Here is a 19,748-nt window from a genome sequence, read left to right as displayed (position 1 = left end):
GGCATGACGGCGGACAGCACTAAAGTCAGGCAGCGCTACGACAGGCTGGCGCCTTATTTCGATGGCCTGGAAGGCTTTCTGGAAGGCTTGCTGTTTCGCCGTTTACGTAAAAAACTCTGGTCGCAAGTTAGCGGTGCCCACGTTTTGGAAGTAGGGGTGGGGACGGGGAAAAACTTCCCGTTCTACCCTGAAGACGCCCGAATCACCGGTATCGACTTCAGCCCGAAAATGCTGGAAATGGCTCGCCGTAAACAACAGCGCAAACAAATTGCCGTTGATCTGGCTTTGATGGATGTACAGGCTCTGGATTATGCCGATAACAGTTTCGACACGGTCATCGCCAGCTTTGTATTCTGTTCTGTACCGAAACCCAGAAAAGGCTTGAAGGAGCTCTATCGCGTTTGCAAACCCGGCGGCCAAGTGCTGCTGCTGGAACACGTATTAAGCGCCAATAAAGTCCTGGCTATGCTGATGAATTTGTTCAACCCGCTGGTTGTGAACACCTTGGGCGCCAATATCAATCGGCAAACTTTAAAAAGCGTGCAAGCTTGCCCGTTCCAAAAAATATTCGTCGATCCCGCCAGCAGCGACATGATCAAACTGATCCGCGCCATCAAATAAATCTTCACGGTAAACCCGCCGAATAGGGCGGTTTTTACTATTTAATCGCCGCCGTCTACAATGCACACGTGCTTAATCGGGCGTAAATGACGGAAGTTATGGCAAATAAGTTAAAATCGGTAAACAAAATTCAGCGCTTAGCGCTTTTCTGTATTGCCCTGCGGACCGCCGCCCCAGCCGGGGCGGACGATACCCTATCTCATCTAAAAGCCTTATCTCTCCAGGAGTTGAGTGCGACTACCGTTTCCATCGCCTCAAAAAACCAACAACCGATCAGCGAAACCCCATCGGCGGTATTCGTCATCAGCCATGAAGAAATCAGGCGTTCCGGGATGCAATCGATACCGGAACTGCTGCGTAAGGTGCCCGGCCTGGAAGTCGCAAGAGTGGATGCCAATCAGTGGGCGATCAGTAGTCGTGGCTTTAACGGCATCAATGCCAACAAGCTATTGGTGATGATGGATGGGCGCACCGTTTACGATCCGCTGAACTCAGGCGTTTACTGGAACGAGCAGGACTACCCGCTGGAAGACATAGACCGTATCGAGGTAATTCGAGGTCCCGGCGCAACGCTGTGGGGCTCCAACGCCGTCAACGGTGTCATCAATATCGTTACGCGTTCCGCTCAGGAATCGCAAGGCGTATTGCTGTCAGGCGGCACCAGCAAGGAAGAACCCGGATTAGGAACATTTCGTTATGGCGGTCACCTCAGTCCGGATTTTAATTATCGAGTCTACGGTAAATACAACCATCGCGAGGACTTTCATTTCGGCAACGGCGAAAAAGCCAACGACAGCCTGGATATGGGCCGTGCCGGTTTTCGCAGCGACTGGACCCCGGACGCCCGCAAAAACTTGATCGTGCAGGGCGATTACTTCAATGGCGAGATGCAGCAATCGCTGAATAGCCTTGATCCGGTTTCGCCAATTAGCCCCGACAGCACAAAAAAATATGGCGGCAACTTGTTGTTGCGCTGGCAACAAACCCTGGAAAACGACAGCCGCCTGCAAATCCGCAGTTATTTCGACCATGCCGTCCGCAACCAAAGTCGACTGGATTATCGGCGCAGCACCTTCGACCTGGATCTACAGCATGATTTTAGTTGGCGCGCCCACAACGTGACATGGGGTGCCGGTTATCGATTCAATAGCGATCAACTGACACAAAAACAGGCCTTGCTGCGTTTCGACCCAACCCAACGCGATGTACATTTGTTCAACGTCTTTGCTCAAGACGAATGGCGATTTCTTGCAGACGAGCTGCGCTTGATATACGGCAGTAAAGTTGAACACAACGATTTCACCGGTTTTGAGATCCAGCCTTCCGCCCGGTTATTGTGGCTGCCCAATCGGCAGCACAGCGTGTGGGGTGCTGTGTCTCGAGCGGTGAGGGTACCGGCACGGGTCGATCACGATGTGAATGTGTTGTTCAATGTGGGGCCCGGCACCACTGCCAACGTGATGGGAGACGATAATTTCGACTCGGAAAGCGCGATTAGTTACGAGCTGGGTTACCGATTTTTCCCCAGCGACGCGTTTAACCTGGATACCACGCTGTTTTATAGCGATTACGGCCGGCTCAGCACCACCGAACCGCAAACACCGCTTGTAAACGGGGATAACATCACTATCCCGTTTCTGATCGCCAACAAGGCGAACGGCGAAGCCTACGGTTGGGAAACAGCACTGAATTGGCGGGTTTCCGAACGCTGGCGATTACAAGGTAGTTACAGCCTGTTTGCGATTGCCTTGCACCAACGCGATGGCAGCCTGGACAGTGCCGCAACAGTCGCTGAAGGCAATAGCGCCCGCAACCGTTTCAATCTCAGCTCCTACTTTAATCTGCCGTATCAATTGGAATTCGATGCGCATTGGTATTACACCGACCACTTGATCAATCAGGTGCCGGCCTATCATCGTCTGGATTTGCGCTTGGGCTGGCAGCCGAATCTGCATTTCGAACTGGCTGTCGGTGCACAGAATTTGCTGGACAACCGACACCTGGAGTTCAGCCCCTATATAGACAACGCCGTGATCAGTAGCGAATTCGAACGCAATTACTATCTTAAAGCCACGGTGCGCTACTAGATGCGGTATCCGAGCCTACACACGGTCTTGGCAAACACCCGCGCAGTTGCGCGGCGGTGTCTATTGCTACTATTGTTGGGCTGTTTACCGCCGCTGCAATCGGCCAGAGCAGACGAGCCGCGCTTTAACGAGACGGAACTCAAAGCAGCCTATCTGTATAACTTTGCTTACTTCATTACCTGGCCGACGTCCAATAAGGCCTTTCTGTTTTGCAGTTACGCCAACTCGCCGGTCACCGGCGTACTGGCAAAGCTGATCGAAGGTGAGCGGGTAAACGATTTACCGATTCGGCTGATTATCGACCCAATCCCCGATCAATTACACGAATGCCAAGTGATTTATATCCCGGCGCAACAGGAAAGAATTCTCGCGGCGACCATGGAATTTGTCAGACCTTTTCCGGTGTTGACGGTCAGCGACATTGCCGATTTCGAACACCGTGGCGGCATGATCCGCCTGGCTAACGACGGCCTTCGTGTTCAACCGGTTATACAACTAAAAAATGTAACGCGAACAGGGCTGGCGATTAGTTCCAAACTTTTGCGCAGTTCGCGGCTGATTGATTGACGCTGTCACTAACCGCCATCCCGCAGCCGCGCAAGCCAATGTCATCAACTAACGCACCGAATTAACAGTACGTTCCAGTTCTTCCCGGCTGAGATGGCGTACATCCTTGCCTTTCACCATGTATATCACTTGCTCGCAGACATTGCAGGAGTGATCGCCGATCCGTTCCAGGGCGCGAGCGGCCCACAACATATCCAGGGCTCTGGTGATGTTACGCGGGTTTTCCATCATCTGTGTGATCAACTGCCGGGTGATGCTGGTGTATTCCCGGTCAACCTTGGCATCCTGTTCGGTAATGGCAATCACTTCCTCGACATCGTTTCGGGCATAGGCATCCAAGGCGCCGTTCAGCATGTCCTTGACCAAATTCAGCAGATGTTCGATTTCATAGTACTTGTCTTGGTAATAATCGGCACCCTCCAGACGCATGGTCATTTTGGCGATACGTGCCGCTTCGTCGCCGATGCGTTCCAGGTCGGTGATGATTTTGATGGTAGCAATCAACATGCGTAAGTCAAAAGCTGCCGGCTGGCGCTTGGCCATGATTTCGGTGCACTCGTGGTCGATGTCTTTTTCCATCTCGTTGACATACTGATCCTGCTGCACCACTTTCTCGGCATTTTCCATGTCGTTACCCATGAAAGCCTTGGTCGCCAGATCAACTTGCTGCTCCACCAGACCGCCCATGGTCAGCACTTTGTTGCGAATATCTTCCATCTCCTCGTTGAATTGACGGGAAATGTGCTGTTTGATTTTGCTGTTATCCATTGTCTACCTCCTAGCCGTACCTGCCGGTAATGTAATCTTCTGTTTGTTTTTTCGCCGGATTGGTAAACAACTCGCTGGTTTCACCAAATTCGATTAATTCGCCCATGTACATGAAGGCGGTGAAGTCGGATACCCGCGCCGCCTGCTGCATGTTGTGGGTGACGATCACTATCGTATATTTTTCCTTCAATTCGTTAATCAATTCTTCGATTTTCAAGGTCGAGATTGGATCCAGTGCTGAGGCCGGCTCGTCCAATAGGATCACTTCCGGCTCGATGGCAATCGCCCGAGCAATCACCAACCTTTGCTGCTGACCGCCGGACATACCCAAGGCATTGTCGTTCAAGCGATCTTTCATCTCATCCCATAGCGCGGCGCCACGCAAGGACTTTTCGACCACTTCGTCGAGAATGCGCCGGTCATTGATGCCTTGAATCCTTAGGCCGTAGGCGACGTTTTCGTAGATGGTTTTCGGAAACGGATTGGGTTTTTGAAACACCATCCCCACTCGCCGGCGCAAAGCAGCGACATTCACCGATTTATCGTAAATATCATCGCCATCCAGCAGAATCTTGCCTTTGATAGTCACGCCGTCGACCAGATCGTTCATGCGGTTGATACAGCGCAACAGCGTCGATTTACCGCAACCGCTGGGACCGATATAGGCGGTCACCTTCTTGTGCGGCATTTCCATATTCACGCTGTGCAAGGCCTGCTTCTGGCCGTAGAACAAATCCAGATTTTCGACTTTGATGCAGGTTTCCAACTGCTCAACACTTTTTCTGTCTTCCCTTTTCAACGCGCTAATGTCAATGGCGTGGGTATTCTTTTGGGCTGTTGTCATGGTATAGGGTCCAGTCTTCCGGATGGATATGCGAATTTAATTTTCCAGGGCGCGGTATTTTTCCCGCAAATTGTTACGTATCGAGATAGCGAACATATTCAGACCAATAATCACCATCACCAGTAGCAGGGACGTCGCGTAAACCAGGGGTCTGGCTGCTTCGACATTAGGGCTCTGAAAGCCGACGTCGTAAATATGAAACCCTAAATGCATAAACTTTCTATCCAGATGCAGATAGGGGAAATTGCCGTCCAAAGGCAAGGTCGGCGCCAGTTTTACTACACCGACCAGCATCAAAGGCGCTACTTCTCCGGCGGCGCGCGCCACCGCTAAAATCAGGCCGGTCATGATCGCCGGACTGGCCATCGGCAATACCGTGCGCCACAGGGTTTCGGCTTTGGTGGCGCCCAGCGCCAAACTGCCTTCCCGAATTGATTTAGGAATCCGCGACAAACCTTCTTCTGTGGCAACGATCACCACAGGCAAAGTCATCAACGCCAGCGTCAACGAGGCCCACAACAAACCGGGCGTACCGAAAACCGGTGCGGGCGCCGCTTCCGGGAAAAACAAGCGGTCGATATTGCCGCCGATGATATACACGAAAAAACCCAAACCAAACACACCGTAAACGATGGACGGTACGCCAGCCAGATTGTTAACGGCAATTCGGATCACGCGGGTAATAAAACCCTGCTTGGCATATTCGCGCAGATAAACCGCCGCGATTACCCCGAACGGCGTGACGACGACCGCCATCAGCATCACCATCAACACGGTACCGAAAATGGCCGGAAAAATACCACCCTCGGTGTTGGCTTCGCGCGGTTCGTCGCTGACAAACGTGGCGAAATTACCGACGTATTCGATACATTTGTCCAGCACGCTCATCGTATTAGGCCGTGTCAGTTTGACGACTCGGTTCAAGGGCAAAGTAATTTCTTTGTTTCCGGCTTCGGCAACCACCAGGCTGTAGCGTTTGCTTTCCTTGCTCAACTTGCCGATTTGCTGCTGGATGACTTGGTATTGTTTTTCGTAAGTCTGCTTTTGCGCGGCAAATTCTTGCTTGGCCGCCTCGTTCCAGGCGTTTTTCAGTTCCAGCCCACGCTGCTTCAAGCGCAGACGCTCCAGTTCATAGTTGATCGCACCGACTTCGTGATCCTGCAAACTATCGATTTCGTCGTGCTGATTCAGCACTGTCGCCAGTTTCTGTTGCGCCACCTGCCAGGCCTGCTCGCCTTGGGCGATTACCGCGCCGTCTTCCTTAACCGCCAGCAATCGGCCATAGAAATTACCCCACTCGCGGCGTTCGACCATGATCAAATCGTCCGGTGTGGATTGGCCGTGGATATATTGCTGCTGAATCCAGCGAAAATCGCTACCGAGAATATCGCGATTACCGGTTTTTACCAGATGCTGCACCAGGTATTCGCCGTTATCCAGCAACTCATGCCCAGCGGCCCTGGCTTGCGCGGCGGGCAATAGCGACGTGGCCACTGCTTCGCCGATAATGGCGCTCTCCGGGCCATCGCGATCTTGGTAGCGATATTCGATGATGTCGGCCGGCCAGAAATGTCCCAAGCCCCTCACCGCAATCAACAGCAGCAAGCCCACCACCAATATCAGATTCAAACTGACCGCGCCGGCGGTCATCCATATCCAGGGCGAACCGCTCTTAAACCATGCTTTCATCATAATGAGCTGTATTTTTGTCTTAGATTCTGCCGAATAACTTCAGCCAGCGTGTTGACTACAAAAGTGAACATGAACAGCACCAGGGCCGCCAGGAACAACACGCGATAGTGAGTGCTATTCACTTCCGATTCGGGCATTTCCACCGCGATATTAGCCGACAGTGTGCGCAGACCCTGGAAGATGCTCAAATCCATCACCGCAGTGTTGCCGGTGGCCATCAGCACGATCATCGTCTCGCCGACCGCGCGGCCGAAACCGATCATGATCGCCGAGAAAATACCGGGGCTGGCAGTCAGCAACACCACCTTGGTCATGGTTTGCCAGGGCGTAGCGCCCAGCGCCAAAGAACCGGTGGTCAAATGCTTCGGTACGCTGAAAATCGCGTCTTCGGCAATGGAAAAAATCATAGGGATCACCGCAAAACCCATAGCCAAACCGACTACCAGCGTGTTGCGCTGATCGTAGCCGATGCCAAATTCCTCGCGCATCCAGGTCCGTAAATCGCCGTTAAAGCACAAGGCTTCGATGGACGGGCTTAGCTGAAAAGACAGCCAGGCGCCGAATATCACCACCGGGATCAGTACTACCGCATCCCAACCGTCGGGAATTTTGTGGCGAGCTTGTTCCGGTAAGAATTGCCAAAAATAGGCAAAAACCATCACGGACAGCGGCACGATCATCAATAACGCAAAAATCCCGGTGAGATTGGCTTCCACGAAAGGCGCCAGCCACAAACCGGCCAAAAAGCCCAAAATCACGGTCGGCAATGCGCCCATGATTTCCACCCCCGGCTTTACATACTGACGCACGCTCGGCGCCATGAAATAACCGGTATAAATCGCGCCGAACAAGGCCAGCGGCACACCCATCAACATCGCGTAGAACGAGGCTTTTAAGGTCCCGAACACCAGCGGCGTCAAACTCATTTTCGGTTCGAAATCGTTGCTGGCTGCGGATGATTGCCAGATGTAATCGGGCTTGGGATAACTTTCGTACCAAACCTTGTTCCATAACGAACTCCAGGATACTTCCGGGTGTTCGTTTTCAATAGTCCAATGATTGATTTTGCCGTCTTCGGTTTGCAGTAACATGGCATTGGCGCGTGGCGACAAGGTGACGGACACAGGTTTTCCGCCGGCGATTTTTTCCTTGATCAATTCCCGTTCGGCGGTGGAACTATATATACCGATCTCGCCGTTGGCGTCTGCCGCCAGCATACCCTTGCGGCGCTGTTCCGGATTGATGGTAATAATCGGTGCATCGGATACTTTAAAGGCACGCAGTTTTTCAATACTGAAATGGTTTTGCTGATCGCGGACCATGGACCATTGTGCCATCACGCCGCTCGTATCGCCTATCAGCAGAGAAATATCGCCGTTCAAAAACTCCATGCTGCTGATTTGCACGCCTTGGTTCAGCACGTTCAGTTTGTGTTTGATCTCGGGTTTGCTCTTGTCGAGAATATCGACCACGGTTAAATCGCCGCTACGGCTGGCCAGATACAGATTGCGCAGCTCTTTATCCAAAAGGATGAAATCTACATCCTCAGCCGCCATCTCGATCACCGAATCGGTGGCTTCCCAAGAGCCTTCGTCGTCGAACAGCGATTCTTTTTTACTTAGACTACTCAACACCATACGGTTATCAGCGGTTTTTGCCAGCAAAGTGCTGTTTTTATCGCCTAACTTCACCGCCAGCTTGGTTAACGCCTGGCCTTGTTTATCCACCACCAAGGGTTCGGCGCCGAGCGGATATTGAATAGCGGGAGTAATTGCCCGCTTGCCGTTTGGATAAGACAATTTGTAATCATGTTTGACGACCACGGCGCGGCCGTCCGACAAACCAAAGGCGATCACGCCTTTATCGACACCACCATGAGCGTAACTGGTAATTTGCGCGTTTTCTGGAATAGGCAACGCGTCCACGCGAATGGGCTGACCGGTGGTAACGCTAAAAAATATCGCTTTGCCGGTGTCGGTAAAACGTACCGCCACTTCGTTTTGCTCTTCCATCGACAAGAAGACGGTATTGCCCAAAGCCTGCTCGGGCACGTCGTAACGGCCGACCGCTTCCGCGTGGGATGGCAGCAATATCGGAAAAACCACATACAATAGGTAAAAAAAGATCAACACCACGGCGAGGATAATGCTCAAACCGCCGGCTACCACGCCGCGCGCGACCATCTTGTCTTTTACCAGCCGCCAGCGCTGATAACGGTCGCTAGTCGCTGTCTGGAACAGCGTGGCTTTCGCTTGAGTAGGATGAGCTTCAGTCATAACAAGGTATCGTTGGTTAACAAAGCTGCGCCGAACAATCGCAACGCATTCAGAGACAAAAAAGCCGATAAATCTTAGGAATTATCGGCTTGATATTATACAAGATCATCCGCCACTACTTTGGCGAGAGGAGGTAATGACATTGTTTCTATTAGCCAATCCCTTGCTGCGTCCATGCAGAATTGTCCCTTGATCAGACATCCTTGGCTGATGTAATTACTGAATCAGCGTCAAGGCTTTTTCTACGGCCTTGGCGGGCAGCGGAATATAGCCGTCCTTGATAACGACTTGTTGGCCGGTCTTAGACAACACCATTTTGATGAACTCTTTTTCCATAGGGGCCAGAGGCTCGTTAGGTTTTTTGTTGACGTAAACGTACAAGAAACGAGACAGCGGGTACGCACCTGATGTAGCGTTCTCAGGAGAAGCTTCAACAAACGGCTGACCGTCTTTCAAGGCCAAAGGTACGGCTTTTACACCCGAGGTGGAATAACCGATACCGGAATAGCCGATGCCGTTTGCAGATGTAGTGACCGATTGCACGACCGAAGCGGAACCAGGCTGTTCGTTGACGTTGCTTTTGAAATCGCCTTTGCACAGCGCTTCGTCTTTGAAGAAACCGTAAGTACCGGACACCGAGTTACGGCCATACAGCTGAATAGGTTTGCTTGCCCAACCGCCAGTCAGGCCGGCTTGGCCCCAAGTGGTGATGTCGGTGGCATAACCGCATTTACGGGTTGAGGACAAAATCGCATCGACTTGCGGAATGCTTAAACCTTTAACCGGGTTGTCCTTGTTAACAAAAACCGCCAGCGCGTCGATAGCAACCGGAACTGCGGTAGGTTTGTAACCGTATTTGCTTTCGAAATCGTCGATTTCATTGTCTTTCATTTTCCGACTCATCGGACCCAGATTAGAGGTGCCTTCGGTCAAAGCCGGCGGCGCGGTCGAAGAACCGGCTGCTTGAATCTGAATGTTGACGTTGGGGTAAATCTTGCCGAATTCTTCGGCCCACAAGGTCATCAAATTAGCTAAAGTATCCGAGCCAACGCTGGAGATGTTGCCGGACACGCCACTGGCTGCCGCATATTCGGGCAAAGCCGGATCCAATGTCGCGGGAGCCGCCACTGCTTCACCGCCGACCAAAGCAGCCGATGCAAAACCAAATCCTAAAACCAGCGATTTCAGCTTGAATGTATTTTTCATATATTTTCTCGAAATGTTTAAAACTTAAGATTCATATTGCCAACCTAGCGTGACAATAGTATGAAGCAAATATGACAGTTTTATGACAAAAACACCCAATTCTGACCGGCCGCCAAAATCTAGTACCCGCTAGAACCAACCCGGATGTTTTCCAGCTTTAAAAAACTATAGGTAAAATCAACGGTTTGATCGTTTTTAACATCGTCCCTGGCAACTTCCCGCCATTGACTGACATCGATCTCCGGGAAAAAGGTGTCGCCCACGAAAGTTTTGTGGATTTCGGTCAGGTACAAATAATCGGCATACGACAGCATTGCTTCATACAAGGTGGCGCCGCCAATCACGAATAATTCCGGGCTATCGGTATAGTTTTGCAACACGCTATCGATGCCGGTAAACACCCGGCAACCAGGCTGTTGATAATTCGGGTCGCGGCTAATAATGATGTTCTCCCGTCCCGGCAAAGGCCGACCGATGGCCTCAAACGTTTTACGGCCCATCAAGATCGGCGTACCCATGGTGATTTGTTTGAAGCGTTTCAAGTCGGCCGAGAGATGCCAGGGCATTTGGCCGTTCAGGCCAATGGCGCGATTACTGGCCATCGCCACGATCAGTGATATTTTCATGCAGAGTGTTTAAGATGGGCTTTGTAAGCAAAACATCATACTAGAAACCATCGTTTATGAAGAAAAACATCCTGCTGGTGTTTACCGGCGGCACCATAGGTTCGCAGCTTAGCGGCGACACCATGAATACCGACGGCAATGCCGGTTTTAAGTTATTACAACGCTTTACCGAACAAGACCCCAAGCCGGATTCGGTAAACTTCAAAACCTTACAGCCCTTGCAGATTCTCAGCGAAAACCTGCATCCCAGCCACTGGCCGCAAATCATCGCTGCGATTGAAGGCGAGGATCTAGGCCAATTCGACGGCATCATCGTCACTCACGGTACGGACAGCCTAGCATTTAGCGCAGCGGCGCTAAGTCTATATTTCAATGGTCTGTCGATTCCACTGCTGCTGGTTTCCAGCGACCTGCCGCTGGATAACCCGCAAGCCAACGGCGTGGCGAACTTTCTGTGTGCGGTAGAATTTATCCGCCAACTCGATCTGGCCGGCGTGTTTGTGCCGTATCGAAATCCGGGGCAAGTCATGCAGATTCATCTCGGTGCCCGCCTGTCGTCCTGCCTGCCCTTAAGTAGCGATTTCATCAGCGTGCAGTCGCAGGCCTGGATGCGCTTGGAAAACGGGCAATTTCAATCCCTGCAAAATTTGGCGCCAAGCGAGCTATCATCAATTGCGCTTAAACCCGACTTTTCCAAACGAATTTTGTTAATCAGACCTTATCCCGGCCTTGACTACTCAACATACAATCTCGACGCCGTCGATGCTGTGCTACACGACCTTTACCATTCCGGCACGGCCTGCGCGTCTAGCGCGGCTGGAGAGCAATACAGCCTGGTCGAGTTCGTCAAACGCTGCGCAGGGCGGGGCATCAAAATTTATCTAGCGCCGGCGCTGTATTCGGAAAGCGCCTATGCCTCTACTCGGGAACTGTTGGATTGTGGCGCGGAAATGATCTGGAATACTTCGCTGGAAGCCGCTTACGCTAAATTGCTATTGGCTTACGGCAATTTCGACACGCCGCAGGCAATCTACGCATTATTAGTACGAAACTTGGCTCACGAACAACTGTAATACGGCTGGATTTTTACAAAAGGCCGATGCTCTGCAATCGCAGAATCCAAGGAAGTCTGACGACCAGGGTGTCAGCGTGGAGCGGATTGCCGAATGGCAATCCGCTTAAGGTTTGAATGCTATGGCTTGGCAGGTGTGGGGGGTTGCGGTTTTTTAACCAAAACCTTGGCATCCGGCCCCATCGACACAGAATAGTCGGTGGAGGAAATTACGTTCTGGCTGGCGATGTCTACAACCCTTAGCGAAACGTAGACGTTATTGTAGCCTGGCGCAAACGAACCAATAACGACGGCTTTAGCGCCGACATTATTTAAAGCTTCCTTGGTTTTATCAGGAAGTTGCAGGATGCCCGAATCGTTTTTAGCAAAAATTTCGGTAGGCAGCTCCATACCCATCACCCGGTAACCTGAGCGGTGAAAGGCCGAGGAGATTTGATCGGAGACAATTCGGCCAAACGCCAAAGTTTGTTCTAGTTCGCCGACATTAACCAGCGAATTGATAACGACCAAGCTGCCCTTGGGTAAGGGTTCGCGTAAATCGAGAATCAGTTGGTCCACCGCCTCGTAGCTTACCTCGATCAAATCGTCGTCTTTGGTGTCACTAGCGCGAAACACCCGGCTGCAACCGCTCAACATGATCAGCGCCAACAGCATCAGCACCATCGTCTTTTTGTTAACCATAAGGCCTCTCCTCTCGTAATTATTTAAGTTATCAGAGCTTAAAACGGCAAGCGAGTCAATCTAATTTACTACCGTACCGCACACAGCATTGCGCTGGGGAATTGCTTGAGCGACACCAGACAAAACCCTGGACTTGTTGAACGCTTATTGACCGCTTTCGGTAACAATCACACCTATGCCGTTTTTCTGCAGCAATTCCTTAATCGTGGAAACGCTGGCGGGATTATCGTAGGGACCGACCTTAACGCGATGCCAGATAACATTGCCGACTTTAGCTTTCTCGACCCTGGACTCTATGCCGAGCGATGCCAGCTTAGCCTTGTGGCGCTCGGCTTCCGGGGCTTCCCGGAACGAGCCGGCCTGCATAATGTATTTGGCCGCCTTGGTTTTACCGACCAGCTGCTCACGCACCCGGGTTTTGATTTCGTAGTCGGGCACCACCACTTCCGCCTGTGGCAGTATGGTATAAAAATCGTAACGCGGCTCTTCCGGTTCCGTAGGCTGTGACGGCTCCGCCGGTTTTTCTGGTTCAGCGGCCGCTTGAGTTTGCGGCTTGACCGGTAATTCCTGTTTTAACTTTTCCACTACTTGCGGAATCTCCGCTTCCGGTTTGCCTGCCACCAGCTCCGGCACCATTTTGCGGATCATGTTCAAAAACACCCCAAAAGCTACAATCAGCGCGATGACCAGCAACCAACGCCAAAGTGCTACCGAAGACTTTTTCGGCTTTCTGCGACTGTTGTTGGTGTAACTGGGGCTTTGAACGCGGTGCTTATAGTCTCTGGCCATTACATCGCTTCGGGTGCATTGATTTTCAATAGGGATAGGGCGTTGACCAATACCTGCTTCACGGCGCAAATCAAATTGATGCGGGCATTACAAAGTTCGTCGTCGTCTACCAGGAACTGGTGTGCGTTGTAGTAACTGTGGAACTGATTGGCCAGTTCACGCAAATAATGAATCAATTGATGAGGTTCGTAATTCACAGCAGCACGTTCCAAAGCTTCCGGGTACTTGGAAAGTGTAGTCAGTAACGCGGTTTCCTGCTCTTCGGTCAACAGATTCAGATGTTCCATACCCAAATGCGGATTGCGTTGCCGGCCTTTTTCGTCGAGCTGGCGCAACACGCTGCACACCCTGGCATGCGCATACTGCACGTAATACACCGGATTTTCGTTGCTTCTGGAGGTGGCCAGCTTCAAATCGAAATCCATATGTTGCTCGGATTTGCGCATCACATAAAAGAAACGGCAAGCATCTCTACCGACTTCGTTACGCAGCTGTCTTAAGGTTACAAACTCCCCGGAGCGAGTCGACATTTGTACTTTTTCGTCGCCGCGATACAGGATCGCAAATTGCACCAACAATACCTTCAACTTGGATTCGTCGGCGCCTAAGGCCTGCATCGCCGCTTTTACGCGCGGAATATAGCCGTGGTGGTCGGCACCCCAGATATTGACGATCTGATCGAAACCGCGATCCAGTTTGTGCATGTGGTAGGCGATATCGGACGCAAAATAGGTGGTCTGACCGTTATCACGCACCACGACTCGGTCTTTTTCGTCGCCCAGGCGGCTGGAGGCAAACCAGGTAGCCCCTTCCTGCTGGTAAAGATAGCCGGCCGCATCCAAACGCTGCAAAGCTTGCTCAACGGAATGATCATCCATCAGCGAACGCTCGGAAAACCACTGTTGATAGCTGACGCCGAATTCCGCCAAATCATCTTTAATATCATCCAGAATTTCGTCCAGACCGGCTTGAAATACCTCTTTGTAGGCCGCACCGAGCAGGGTTTTCGCTCTGTCGATCAACGCGTCGATATGTTTTTCCTTGTCGCCGCCCTGCGGCTCATCGGCAGGTAAATCCGCCATCACTTGCGCGGCGGCCCGGCGGTATGTATCGCCGGCTTTTTTATGCAGATTCGCGGAAATGTCTCGGACATATTCGCCGCGATAACCGTTGCTTGGAAACGGTAGAACCTCGTCGCAGGCTTCCAGATAACGCAACCAGACGCTGGTAGCGAGAATGTCCATCTGCCGGCCGGCATCGTTGACGTAGTATTCGCGCTCGACCTGAAAGCCGGCGGCAGCCAGCAAATCCGCTACCGCCGAACCATAAGCAGCGCCGCGACCGTGGCCGACATGTAAAGGCCCTGTAGGATTGGCGGAAACGAATTCGACTTGCACCCGCTTTCCTGCACCGATCTGACTTAAACCGAACTCAGCTCCGGCATCGAGTACCTGTTTGACAATCTGAAACTGGCTGTCGGGATTGATGAAGAAATTGATAAATCCGGGGCCGGCGATATCAACCTTGCTGATCAGCGCATCGCTGAGCAGAGCAGCGACGATTTTTTCGGCCAGTTGTCTAGGATTAAGTTTGGCCGGCTTAGCCAGCAACATTGCCAGATTGGTGGCGAAATCGCCATGCTGCGCATCGCGCGTGCGCTCTAAATTGATTTGCGCAATAAAATCGTTTTCGAGAATACCTTGAGTTTTAAGGGCTGTAACGGCTTGTTGTAAAAGGGCTTCCAGCTTTTGTTTCATCGCGTTGAAAAATGGGGATTTATCGGAAAATAGCCGCCATTATCCATTAAAAACAAATTATTGGCTAGGACGCTCGCCGAACAGCGCAGTGCCTATCCGCACCAGCGTTGAGCCTTCGGCGACCGCCGCTTGCAAATCACCGCTCATCCCAAACGAAAAGGTATCAAGATCGTTACGCTCAAGTTGCCGTACCGCTTGATAAAGTCGCCGATAAGGCAAGCATTGCGCCTGATAATCCTGCTGCGGCTCCGGAATCGCCATCACGCCGCGCAAACACAAATTCGGCAATTTGCTAACTTGCTCGATCAGCGCCGGCAAATCAGCCAACTCAATGCCGGACTTGCTGGCTTCGTCGCTAATGTTGACTTGCAAACAAACATTCAGAGGCGGCAAATAGTCGGGGCGTTGCTCGCTGAGGCGCTCGGCAATTTTCAAGCGATCAACACTGTGTACCCAGGCAAATTGCTGAGCGATAGGCTTGGTTTTATTGGACTGAATCGGTCCGATGAAATGCCAGCTGATATTGAACGCCGCTAATTCCTGCTGTTTTTTTAGCGCTTCCTGCAAATAGTTTTCGCCGAAATGGCGCTGACCTAAACGGTAGGCTTCGGCAATATCGGCAGCAGGCTTGGTCTTACTGACGGCCAGTAGTCGCACACTGCCCAGCGGCCGTTGCGAATCGATTTCGGCCTGGCGGAGTTGCTTGCGTACCTTGGCGAAACGCTGGGCGATACTATTCACGATCCTCAGCCGCCGATTCTTTTTTGACAAATAAGCGCGAAAACAGCAATCCGGATTCAAACAACAACCACATCGGCACTGCCAACAGCGTTTGCGACAAGGCGTCGGGCGGCGTCAAAAACATCGCGATGACGAACACCCCGACGATGACATACGGCCTTTTTTCGGACAGTGTTTCCGGCGTAATAATCCCGGTCCAGACCAATACAATAGTGAAAATCGGAATTTCGAACGATAACCCGAAGGCAAAAAACATCGCCAACACAAAATCCAGATAAGTGGCTATATCGGTCATCACCGCCACGCCGGCAGGCGCCGCCGAAGTGAGATAGCCGAACACCAGCGGGAATACCAGAAAATAGGCGAAGGCTGCGCCACTGTAAAACAATAACGTGCTAGCCAATAGCAACGGCGCCACCATCAGCTTTTCATGACGGTATAAGCCAGGCGCCACAAAGCCCCAGAACTGGTAAAGAATGAAGGGAATGGAAACGAACACCGCTACTACGAATGCGAGTTTGAACGGGGTGAAAAACGGCGATGCGACATCGATGGCGATCATCGTGCTGTTTTTCGGCATATGCTGCAACAGCGGCTCCGCCAGATAGGCGTAAATCTCGTTCGCGTAGCTTGCGGTACCGACAAACACCAGTAACACGCATAGCACCACCTTTAACAGGCGGTCGCGCAGTTCGACTAAATGGCTAAAAAAAGACTGCTCGTTATCCAGCGGTGCTTGGCTTGTCATCGTCCTGATTGATCTCGGTCGCTGCCTGAGCATTGAAGTTAATATCGTCAAGGGCCGACTGAGTATCCTGCACCACTTTCTGCAATTCGCCGGCTATGGACTGTTGCTGGATTAACTGGCGCATTTCCTCAGCATGCAATTCCTGTTTAATTTCCGCCTTCGCGGTGGCCAGTACAGTACGGGCTTTTCCTACCCAAAATCCAGCTAAGCGGGCTGCTTTCGGCAATTTTTCCGGGCCAAGCACTAATAGCGCCACTAAGCCAACCATCAACAACTCTGAAAAGCCGACATCGAACATAGCGCAGACTAAGCCCGATCTTTTTCTTTATTAGCGACTTCGCCTTCCAAAGGCTCCTCTTCCTTACGTGCAATCGTTTTATCTTCGCTGCCTTCCTTAACAGCTGAGCGAAATCCTCTAATCGCCTCGCCGAGATCGGAGCCGATATTTTTCAGGCGCTTGGTGCCAAACACCAAGACCACGATAACTAACACTACTAATAGATGAGGGATACTTAAACCCATTTTTTACTCCTAAATTTAACCATCAGGAAATGTCGCGTTGCGCTTTTTCCTGCAAACCGGACAATCCGAAGCGCCTTTGCAACTCATTGATCACATGTTCCGGTCCGAGTTCCTGATGCGCCAACATAACCATGCAGTGAAACCAAAGATCGGCGGTTTCATAGACTATTTTATCCTTGTCGCCGTCTTTGGCGGCAATCACCGTTTCAGTGGCCTCTTCGCCGATTTTTTTCAAAATATGATCCAAGCCCTTGGCGTATAAACTGGCCACGTAGGACTGATCGGCGGTTTGCAGCTTACGCTGCTCGAGAACCAGGGCCAATTGCTGTAAAACTTCGCTCATTAGTTTTTGTGTGGATTGGGAACTGCAAAATCATAGCACGTTGCCGAAACAGCCCAAAAAAATCTATCGGCAAAAAAAAGCCTCCCTATGCTTGCGCAGAGGAAGGCAAAAAAACCAGCGGAGTGCTTAGAAGGAGGTTCCGCTCGTTATTACAACACCAGGAGGTAGTTACAAATTCTTGGATCAGCTATTCAGCTGCGCCTTGGTCGACATATTGCTAAACATGGACGTGGCAGCGAACAACACAGTGGAGATTACGAACAAACCTGAAATAAAGTTCCAAATACCGGCAATAAAGAGGGTGCCGATTAAGATGTCTTTTTTAAATTCGCTCATTGTGCTCAAATTCTCTGTTTTTAAATCTTGTGCTTGACAAGACTTCATGCGTTTGCTTTTCAGTTGCAGCGCACTATACAGGATAGAAAAAAGTTTACAATTAGGCTTTTACTAAATAAATTGTATACAATTTCGAAACAATAAAAATGTCAACGCTTTTTGGTGAATTTTTTACTTTCCAGGAGATACCATGGACAAACTAACCAGCATGAATGTCTTTGTCCGCGTCGCCAAAGCCGGCAGCTTTGCCGGAGCCGCCAAAGATCTCGATATTTCCAGGGCCATGGCTACCAAACACATCATGCAATTGGAAAGCGAACTGAACACACGCTTGTTCAATCGCACAACCCGCAGCTTAAGCCTAACCGAGGCTGGCGAAGCCTACCTGGAACGCTGTCAGCAAGTTCTACTAGACGTGGCGGAGATGGAATCGGCGATCACGCATCTGCAAACGGAGCCGCGCGGCACCCTGAAAATTCTGGCGCCGCCGGTCATCGGCGCCAGCCATATTTCGCCGGGCTTGACCGAATACTTAAAAAACTACCCGGATCTCTCAGTAGAGATGGTGTTGAAAGGCGGACAAGTCGATTTAATCGATGAAGGTGTCGACTTGGCTATTTATCTAGGCCAGTTGAACGATACCAGCTTGGTGGCCCGAAAGTTGGCCAGCTCATCACTGGTCGTGTGCGCCTCCCCGGAATATCTCAAGGCGCATGGCACTCCGCAAGACCCGGAAGACCTGGAAGATCACAGCTGCCTGATCAATTGGGCTATCCCACCGCGTAACAAATGGCGCTTCAAGGGCATACTCGGGGAACGCACCGTCACCGTCACGGGTAGAATGCAGGCCAATATGGCCGATCCGATCCGCAACGCCGCGGTGAACGGCTTGGGCCTGATCATGTTGCCGCGTTACATCGTCGGCCGTGACATCGAGCAAGGCCGGCTGCAAGTGGTCATGGAGCAGTACGGTATCTCGCCGCTGGAAATTTATGCGGTGTACCCACACCGCAAATATTTGTCGGCCAAAGTCCGGTCGTTTTTGGAGTTTATTCAAGCTTGGCTACCGCATCGGATCGGCATGAATCCATGAGCGATCTGCAAGACAAGTGGGATGCTGCGTATCGAAACACTTCCACTCCGGTATCGCCTGCCGAGGTGCTAAGTCAGCATCAATACCTGCTACCCAAGCACGGCAACGCGCTGGATTTGGCCTGCGGCCAGGGCGGCAATGCCATACTCTTGGCCGAGTCCGGGCTTGATGCGGATGCTTGGGATATTTCTTCGGTCGCTTTACAACTATTGCAACAAGAGGCTGCCGAAAAAGGCCTTTCCATCACCACTCGGCAATGCAATATCAGCGCCGAAACACTTACAACGCAGACTTACGATGTGATTGTCATCTGTCGTTTTCTTGACCGAACCCTGTGTAATGCGATAATGGCAGCCTTGAAACCGGGCGGCCTGCTGTTTTATCAAACATTTACCCGCAACAAACTTGACCAACAAGGCCCCAGCAATCCCGAGTATTTACTGGCAAACAACGAGTTATTGCGGCTATTCAGCCCCTTAAGCGTGATTTTTTACCAGGAATACGCAAAACTCGGCGATGTGCGATTCGGCAACAGAAACGAAGCCTGTTTTATCGGGCAAAAATGAAGCGGTAAATTAATGATAGAAAATCTCGACCCCAAACAATCCTGGGCTGTATTACAAGCCAATTCGGCAGCGGTACTGATCGATGTCAGGACAGCCATCGAACACAGCTTTGTCGGCCACCCGCCGCAAGCGATTCATGTGGCCTGGAAAGAATTTCCCGGCATGCAATTAAACACGGGTTTCATAGACCAAGTGCAACAGCATGCCCCGGATAAAACCGCGCCGATTCTGCTGTTGTGCCGCAGCGGACAACGTTCTGTAGACGCTGCCAAAGCCCTGGAAGCGGCGGGCTACGAACATCTGATCAACATTCTGGAAGGCTTCGAAGGCCCGCTGGATGAAAACAAGCACCGCGGCAATACTGGCGGCTGGCGTTTTCACGGCTTGCCTTGGCAACAAAGTTAATCCCTCAG

Annotated in this window: 22 protein-coding genes; 7 read left to right on the top strand and 15 right to left on the bottom strand. The window is 51.4% G+C overall.

Annotated elements, in window-relative coordinates; all coding sequences use genetic code 11:
* Positions 1–3: 3 nt before the first annotated feature.
* The 3 genes from NP589_RS01125 (at position 4) to NP589_RS01115 (ending at position 3,275) form a co-directional block, all read left to right on the top strand.
* Positions 4–621, top strand: a complete 618-nt coding sequence (locus NP589_RS01125; RefSeq protein WP_256605291.1) for a class I SAM-dependent methyltransferase — start codon at positions 4–6, stop codon at positions 619–621.
* 98 nt (positions 622–719) lie between these two features.
* Complete coding sequence (locus NP589_RS01120; protein WP_256605290.1) at positions 720–2,708, top strand: TOL_0244 family TonB-dependent receptor; 1,989 nt, start codon at positions 720–722, stop codon at positions 2,706–2,708.
* Positions 2,709–2,771: 63 nt separating this feature from the next.
* A complete protein-coding gene (locus tag NP589_RS01115; protein WP_256605289.1) occupies positions 2,772–3,275 on the top strand; it encodes a YfiR family protein in 504 nt (167 codons plus the stop codon).
* A gap of 48 nt (positions 3,276–3,323) precedes the next feature.
* Here the strand turns inward: NP589_RS01115 and phoU are convergent, their stop codons facing one another.
* From phoU to NP589_RS01085, 6 genes are all read right to left on the bottom strand, one after another.
* Positions 3,324–4,043 carry a phosphate signaling complex protein PhoU gene (gene phoU, locus NP589_RS01110; protein WP_036272619.1) on the bottom strand — a complete coding sequence of 240 codons (720 nt, stop codon included), beginning with the start codon at positions 4,041–4,043 and terminating at the stop codon, positions 3,324–3,326.
* 10 nt (positions 4,044–4,053) lie between these two features.
* Positions 4,054–4,887, bottom strand: coding sequence for a phosphate ABC transporter ATP-binding protein PstB (gene pstB / locus NP589_RS01105; protein WP_064009226.1), 834 nt, complete (start codon positions 4,885–4,887; stop codon positions 4,054–4,056).
* Between the two features lie 36 nt (positions 4,888–4,923).
* Entirely contained in the window at positions 4,924–6,579 is a 1,656-nt protein-coding gene (pstA, locus tag NP589_RS01100) for a phosphate ABC transporter permease PstA (protein ID WP_256605288.1), read from the bottom strand.
* On the bottom strand, positions 6,576–8,855 hold the full coding sequence (locus NP589_RS01095; RefSeq protein WP_256605287.1) for an ABC transporter permease subunit: 2,280 nt from the start codon (positions 8,853–8,855) through the stop codon (positions 6,576–6,578). The genes pstA and NP589_RS01095 overlap by 4 nt, the downstream gene beginning before the upstream one ends.
* Before the next feature lie 216 nt (positions 8,856–9,071).
* On the bottom strand, positions 9,072–10,061 hold the full coding sequence (locus tag NP589_RS01090) for a PstS family phosphate ABC transporter substrate-binding protein (protein ID WP_256605286.1): 990 nt from the start codon (positions 10,059–10,061) through the stop codon (positions 9,072–9,074).
* Positions 10,062–10,180: 119 nt separating this feature from the next.
* The gene (locus NP589_RS01085) at positions 10,181–10,687 is read right to left on the bottom strand and encodes a dihydrofolate reductase (RefSeq protein ID WP_256605285.1); all 507 of its coding nucleotides are present in this window, start codon (positions 10,685–10,687) and stop codon (positions 10,181–10,183) included.
* Between the two features lie 56 nt (positions 10,688–10,743).
* On the opposite strand from NP589_RS01085, the gene NP589_RS01080 reads away from it, so the two are divergent.
* A complete protein-coding gene (locus tag NP589_RS01080; RefSeq protein WP_256605284.1) occupies positions 10,744–11,760 on the top strand; it encodes an asparaginase in 1,017 nt (338 codons plus the stop codon).
* A gap of 119 nt (positions 11,761–11,879) precedes the next feature.
* Here NP589_RS01080 and NP589_RS01075 read toward each other — a convergent pair whose 3' ends face one another.
* From NP589_RS01075 to NP589_RS01035, 9 genes are all read right to left on the bottom strand, one after another.
* The gene (locus tag NP589_RS01075; protein ID WP_064009232.1) at positions 11,880–12,440 is read right to left on the bottom strand and encodes a FlgO family outer membrane protein; all 561 of its coding nucleotides are present in this window, start codon (positions 12,438–12,440) and stop codon (positions 11,880–11,882) included.
* 144 nt (positions 12,441–12,584) lie between these two features.
* Positions 12,585–13,229: an SPOR domain-containing protein gene (locus tag NP589_RS01070; protein WP_256605283.1), complete on the bottom strand. Its 645-nt coding sequence runs from the start codon at positions 13,227–13,229 to the stop codon at positions 12,585–12,587.
* A complete protein-coding gene (argS, locus tag NP589_RS01065; RefSeq protein WP_256605282.1) occupies positions 13,229–14,986 on the bottom strand; it encodes an arginine--tRNA ligase in 1,758 nt (585 codons plus the stop codon). Before argS ends, NP589_RS01070 begins: the two co-directional genes overlap by 1 nt.
* Positions 14,987–15,043: 57 nt before the next feature.
* Positions 15,044–15,727, bottom strand: coding sequence for a YggS family pyridoxal phosphate-dependent enzyme (locus NP589_RS01060; RefSeq protein WP_256605281.1), 684 nt, complete (start codon positions 15,725–15,727; stop codon positions 15,044–15,046).
* On the bottom strand, positions 15,720–16,475 hold the full coding sequence (gene tatC / locus NP589_RS01055; protein WP_064035806.1) for a twin-arginine translocase subunit TatC: 756 nt from the start codon (positions 16,473–16,475) through the stop codon (positions 15,720–15,722). The genes NP589_RS01060 and tatC overlap by 8 nt, the downstream gene beginning before the upstream one ends.
* Positions 16,450–16,773: a Sec-independent protein translocase protein TatB gene (tatB, locus tag NP589_RS01050; protein WP_020484215.1), complete on the bottom strand. Its 324-nt coding sequence runs from the start codon at positions 16,771–16,773 to the stop codon at positions 16,450–16,452. The genes tatC and tatB overlap by 26 nt, the downstream gene beginning before the upstream one ends.
* Before the next feature lie 8 nt (positions 16,774–16,781).
* Positions 16,782–16,997 carry a Sec-independent protein translocase subunit TatA gene (gene tatA / locus NP589_RS01045; RefSeq protein WP_256605280.1) on the bottom strand — a complete coding sequence of 72 codons (216 nt, stop codon included), beginning with the start codon at positions 16,995–16,997 and terminating at the stop codon, positions 16,782–16,784.
* A 22-nt stretch (positions 16,998–17,019) separates the two neighbouring features.
* Positions 17,020–17,340, bottom strand: coding sequence for a phosphoribosyl-ATP diphosphatase (locus tag NP589_RS01040; protein ID WP_256605279.1), 321 nt, complete (start codon positions 17,338–17,340; stop codon positions 17,020–17,022).
* Positions 17,341–17,523: 183 nt separating this feature from the next.
* Positions 17,524–17,676, bottom strand: a complete 153-nt coding sequence (locus NP589_RS01035) for a hypothetical protein (protein WP_256605278.1) — start codon at positions 17,674–17,676, stop codon at positions 17,524–17,526.
* A gap of 190 nt (positions 17,677–17,866) precedes the next feature.
* On the opposite strand from NP589_RS01035, the gene NP589_RS01030 reads away from it, so the two are divergent.
* The 3 genes from NP589_RS01030 to NP589_RS01020 are packed head-to-tail and all read left to right on the top strand — an operon-like array spanning position 17,867 to position 19,740.
* Positions 17,867–18,769 carry a LysR family transcriptional regulator gene (locus tag NP589_RS01030; RefSeq protein WP_036272630.1) on the top strand — a complete coding sequence of 301 codons (903 nt, stop codon included), beginning with the start codon at positions 17,867–17,869 and terminating at the stop codon, positions 18,767–18,769.
* Positions 18,766–19,335, top strand: coding sequence for a class I SAM-dependent methyltransferase (locus NP589_RS01025; RefSeq protein WP_256605277.1), 570 nt, complete (start codon positions 18,766–18,768; stop codon positions 19,333–19,335). The genes NP589_RS01030 and NP589_RS01025 overlap by 4 nt, the downstream gene beginning before the upstream one ends.
* A 12-nt stretch (positions 19,336–19,347) precedes the next feature.
* Positions 19,348–19,740 carry a rhodanese-like domain-containing protein gene (locus tag NP589_RS01020; RefSeq protein ID WP_256605276.1) on the top strand — a complete coding sequence of 131 codons (393 nt, stop codon included), beginning with the start codon at positions 19,348–19,350 and terminating at the stop codon, positions 19,738–19,740.
* Positions 19,741–19,748 lie beyond the last annotated feature (8 nt).

The sequence above is a fragment of the Methylomonas rosea genome, assembly GCF_024505055.1.
Lineage (GTDB): Bacteria > Pseudomonadota > Gammaproteobacteria > Methylococcales > Methylomonadaceae > Methylomonas > Methylomonas rosea.
This window is presented reverse-complemented; position numbering and strand designations above follow the sequence as displayed.